Annotated in this window: 5 protein-coding genes; 2 read left to right on the top strand and 3 right to left on the bottom strand. The window is 43.8% G+C overall.

The window, feature by feature from the left end; translation table 11 throughout:
• Positions 1–760 (top strand): DUF512 domain-containing protein (locus tag PX484_RS08455; RefSeq protein WP_288103450.1); only part of this gene is annotated, 760 nt, incomplete at its 5' end.
• A 115-nt stretch (positions 761–875) separates the two neighbouring features.
• Here PX484_RS08455 and PX484_RS08450 read toward each other — a convergent pair.
• A complete protein-coding gene (locus PX484_RS08450) occupies positions 876–1,670 on the bottom strand; it encodes an MlaE family lipid ABC transporter permease subunit (RefSeq protein WP_288103449.1) in 795 nt (264 codons plus the stop codon).
• Positions 1,671–1,965: 295 nt separating this feature from the next.
• Between PX484_RS08450 and PX484_RS08445 the strand changes: the two genes are divergently transcribed.
• Positions 1,966–3,150 (top strand): class I SAM-dependent rRNA methyltransferase, encoded by a 1,185-nt coding sequence (locus PX484_RS08445; RefSeq protein WP_002801032.1) that lies wholly within the window; start codon positions 1,966–1,968, stop codon positions 3,148–3,150.
• Here PX484_RS08445 and PX484_RS08440 read toward each other — a convergent pair.
• Both PX484_RS08440 and PX484_RS08435 read right to left on the bottom strand, forming a co-directional pair.
• On the bottom strand, positions 3,117–3,527 hold the full coding sequence (locus PX484_RS08440) for a VOC family protein (protein WP_287765101.1): 411 nt from the start codon (positions 3,525–3,527) through the stop codon (positions 3,117–3,119). The two genes, PX484_RS08445 and PX484_RS08440, sit on opposite strands and share 34 nt — an antisense overlap.
• Positions 3,528–3,768: 241 nt before the next feature.
• A partial coding sequence (locus tag PX484_RS08435) for a cation:proton antiporter (protein WP_288103447.1) occupies positions 3,769–4,752 on the bottom strand: 984 nt, incomplete at its 5' end.

Raw genomic sequence — 4,752 nt, 5'->3', positions numbered from 1 at the left:
TATTAATGATGGAATTCATCTCGAAAGAACCCTGTTAGATCTGGTTTCTTTTCATCGGGGAGATATTCCCTGTGTGGAGTCGATTGCCGTAGTTCCCGTGGGATTAACCCGCTTTCGTCCCCAAGAAGATGAATTAATTCCCGTTAGCCAAGAAAAAGCGCGAGAAGTGATCGAACAAGTCCAAACTTTACAGAAACAATTTTGTCAAGAATTGGGCAGTAATGTGGTATGGTTAGCCGATGAATGGTTTTTAATTGCCCGAGTCGATTTACCACCTCAATCTCACTACGAAGACTATCCCCAAATCGGTAACGGAGTTGGCTCGATTCGTCAATTTATTAGGGAGTTTCAGAAGACAGCCAAGAAGTTATTACCTGCTCAAATTACTCCCTCTAGACGGTTGGTATGGGTGGTGGGAAATGCGGTAGAACAAGCTTTTCAACCCCTAGTTAAACAGTTAAATAAGGTGCAGGGTTTAACCGTGGAATTAGTGGCTTTAAATAGTGATTATTGGGGACAGGAAATCACGGTTACGGGTTTATTAACCGGGCAAGATATTCTCAAAGGATTACAAGGTAAAAATCTTGGGGATGGGGTTTTATTACCCTCCCTAATGCTCAAGCATGGGGAAGCGGTATTTTTAGATGATTTCACCCTAGAAACTGTTATTAATCAGTTAGGAGTCCCTATTTATCCAGTCCTGGGAGTGGAGGAATTAATTAAAACTTGTCTCACTCTCAATCCCTTGAACAAATCCTAATCTTGAGAATAGACAATTATCAGTAATCGGTGATCAGATTTGAGTTTTTAGTGAGCGGTATTAAGTAGAAAATTGCCGTTTTCTTGGCACTGATTACTGATTACTGATTACTGTCTTAGCCTAGCTCCGCATTGCCTGTCCCTTGAAACATCAGCCAAGAGAGGAAAAAATTAGCCACAAAAATCGCTAACAAAGAAGTTACCACAGCCGTGGTAGTAGATTGACCAACTCCTTTAGCACCGCCGGTGGTGGTTAAACCCCAACTGCAACCGATAATAGCAATTAAAACCCCAAAAATTAGGGACTTTAACATAGAACTAATTAAATCCCATGTTTCCAGAAAATTTTGGGCTGATTGTAAGAATAGGGAATAGGAAATACCGTAAAGACTATCGGAAATAAATAAACCACCGAGTAATCCCGTGACTAAAGAGATAATAGTGAGCAGCGGTAACATTAAACTACAGGCAATCACCCGGGGAATGACCAAATAATCGATCGGATCGGTTTTTAAAATATATAAAGCGTCAATTTGTTCTGTTACTCGCATTGTACCAATTTCGGCGGCAAAAGCCGAGCCAACTCTCCCCGCCACCACCACCGCGGTTAAAACCGGGGCTAATTCTCTTGTTAAAGCCAAGGAAAGGACTCCCCCAACAAAACTACCCGCCCCAAAAAAAATAAATTCTCTGGCTACCTGAATAGTGAAAACCATACCCACAAAAGCAGCAGTAATTAGGGCAATTGTCAAGGATTCTGGCCCCACAATACTCATTTGTTCCAGAGTATTACGCCGGTGGATTTTGCCATTAAGAATATGTAAAAAAGTTTGTCCCGCTAACAAACCGGCAGCCCCCAAACGCTGAAACCATAAACTTAAACCACCGGCAACATCACTTTTTCTTGGCATTTGTCGAGGGACTATCGCTAAAATCTAACTTATTATAGGCGAGAATTCCCTCTGATACTAAATCTGGTTATTAAAAACTGATTATTTATTCTCCGTTTTGCATGAGTGCCTCTTGCCTTTTGCCTGTCCTGATATGTAGCCTATACTCAAAGGATTTAGTATGATTATCCCTCGATTGTGGCGACTTGCTTTGATGCCACTCGATCGAGGGATAACAAACCATGGTTTTGTGCTGCCAGCAGGGGATAATAGAATTATCTAGTAGCCGTCAGCTATCAACCCTGATTCTTTATCCATGCCAGATTTAGCCAAAATTATCCTGAAAAACCATAAAATTGATGCTGTTAAACGATTCCATCCTTGGATATTTTCCGGGGCGATTAAAGAGATGGCGGGAGAAGTCAAAGAGGGTGCTATCGTTGAGGTTTATAGCGATCGAGGCGAATATCTAGCCACTGGACTGTATAATCCTAGCAATATTGCCGTTAAAATTCTTTCTTTCCAAAAAGTCAGCGATATTGCTCAATTATTTCTCGAAAAATTCCAGAATGCCTATCAGCTGCGGCAACAAATCGGTTTAGTGGATAACCCGAAAACTAACTGTTATCGCTTAATTAACGCTGAAGGAGACGGTTTACCTAGTTTAATCGTCGATTGGTACAATGGCACGGCGGTTATTCAAGCTTATTCCTTAGCTTTATACCAACGTCTCGATCTGATTGTCGATTGTCTGAAAACTATCTACGCTGACAATTTACGGGCAGTTTACGATAAAAGTGCCGCAGTTTTAGCGAAAAGCGCCCATACTTCCGAGAATAAATACTTATTTGGTCAAAAAACCAGCGATGAGGTGTTAGAGTCCGGCCATCGCTTTATTATTGATTGGGAAAAGGGACAAAAAACGGGATTTTTCCTCGATCAAAGAGAAAATAGAGCTTTATTAGCCCAATATTGTCAGAATAAACGGGTTTTAAACACTTTTTCTTATTCTGGCGGCTTTTCCGTCTATGCTATGCAAGCGGGGGCTGCCCTAGTCCATTCCGTTGATAGTTCCCACGGTGCGATCGATCTTACCGAAAAAAATATCGCCCTGAATAATCTCAGCGAAGTTCCCCATCAATCCTACAGCACCGATGTTTTTAACTTTCTGCGCGACTGTCAGGAGGATTACGATCTGATTGTCCTCGATCCCCCCGCTTTTGCCAAAAGTATCCAATCCCGTCATCAGGCGGTTATGGCTTATAAAAGATTAAATCAGCAAGCTTTCCAGAAAATTCGCCCCCAAGGTATTATTTTCACCTTTTCCTGTTCCCAAGTGGTTAACGAAGAACATTTTCAGGGGGCTGTCATGGCTGCCGCTATTGAATCGGCTCGCCCAGTGCGAATTTTAGCACGTTTAAGCCAACCGGCGGACCATCCCACCAGTATCTATCACTCGGAAGGTTCCTACCTGAAAGGATTGGTTTTAGCGGTGGATTGATGGAAAATTAAACGATTACCATCCGGATCATAGATGTAGATTTCCCTGCCGTGGGAAGCCTGGCTAATTTCTCCCCTAGCACCATAGCCGATTTCGCTCCAATGCTCGATCGCTTTTTCGAGACTCTCCACCTCGAAACAAATGCTCATGCCACTGCCCCTAGAATCGCCAAATTCCTCTCTGTGGGACTCTTTATGGCAAAAAAGACCTAATTTAAGGTTAATCAGCCTAAATTCCGCATAAACGGCGGCAAGGTAGGGGCTTGGTTCCTGCTGCAACAGTTGACGATAAAACTGCACCGAGCGATCAAAATTACTCGTTCCTAGAGCAATAAAAGCCTCTGTGTAATTGAATGGACTATCGGGGGGGTTATTCATCGGGGTTGGCAAGCTTTTTCAGTGATCGGTAAACAGTAAACAGTAAACTGATAACAAGAGCCGAATCTAAAACCTAATTGGTTGAACGAAAAGCTTTGATGTGCTTAGTTTATAACCTTCTTTTTAGGTAGGAGAATTGCCAGATTCTCTCTTTTGCCCGTTGCATTCAGAAGCTGATAACTGACAAAAAAGGCTGAAAATGCTTCAGCCTCGTCTAAAAAATCAGATTTTACCCGCAAAATTAAGGAATAGGATTAGCCGGCTCCTTGCCTTCCAGGGTTTCGGGAACAGCTTCCGTCTTACCAAAAGCGACTCTGAGGAAGGGAGGAGCGAGGAAAGTGGTCAGGATTACCATAATAATAATCGACACCTCTAAAGGCTTATCCAAAATTCCGCTGGCCGAACCAATCCCAGCAAAAACTAGACCCACCTCACCCCGGGGAATCATGCCCACACCGATGGCGAGGCGATTGATTCCGGATATGCCAAAAACTGCCCAGCCCGTCACCAGTTTACCGATAATCGCCACAACCATCAAAAAGACAGCGATCAAAAGTCCAGCCCGATTCTCCGGTACCGTTGGGTTTAAAACACCGAGATCGGCACGCGCTCCCACCGTCACAAAGAAAATCGGTACAAGCAAATCGGCGATCGGTTTGATCAACTCATCCAACTCGTTGCGGGTATCGGTTTCATCAAGAACCAAACCGGCGGCAAAGGCCCCTAAAATCGCTTCAAGATGAATAGCATTGCCCAAAAATGCCATAAAGAAAGCGAAGACAAATGCGGGAATAACAATATTTCCCCGAGTTTTCAGCCGCTCCACGATCGCCACAAAACTTTTGTTAAAAATACCTCCCAACAAAATTGATCCGATCAAAAAGGCCGTGGCACTGACGATTAGGTAAATAACATTGACCACATCAATCTCACCAGTTTTGGCCAAACTAGCGACCACAGCCAGAACAATAATACCAAGGACATCATCGATCACCGCTGCACCGACAATAATTTGCCCTTCTTTGGATTTGAGTTGACCTAACTCGGACAACACCTTCGAGGTAATACCGATACTGGTTGCTGTCAAGGCAGCCCCTGCAAAAATCGCCGGGATAGCCGCCACATGAAAGACGAGCATTAACCCGGCCGTACCTGCCGCAAAAGGTGCCGCAACCCCCACACAGGCCACAACCGTGGCTTGAATTCCCACTTCCTTGAGTTGTCG

Origin of the sequence: Microcystis sp. M49636_WE2, from assembly GCF_030065375.1 — a bacterium.
Classification (GTDB): domain Bacteria; phylum Cyanobacteriota; class Cyanobacteriia; order Cyanobacteriales; family Microcystaceae; genus Microcystis; species Microcystis aeruginosa_C.
The sequence above is the reverse complement of the archived record's forward strand: the minus strand, read 5'-3'. Positions and strand labels throughout refer to the sequence as shown.

Excerpts from the sequence above, each read along its gene's own strand:
- PX484_RS08440 (WP_287765101.1), bottom strand. The coding sequence starts at position 3,527 with ATGAATAACCCCCCCGATAGTCCATTCAATTACACAGAGGCTTTTATT.
- PX484_RS08445 (WP_002801032.1), top strand. The coding sequence starts at position 1,966 with ATGCCAGATTTAGCCAAAATTATCCTGAAAAACCATAAAATTGATGCT.
- PX484_RS08450 (WP_288103449.1), bottom strand. The coding sequence starts at position 1,670 with ATGCCAAGAAAAAGTGATGTTGCCGGTGGTTTAAGTTTATGGTTTCAG.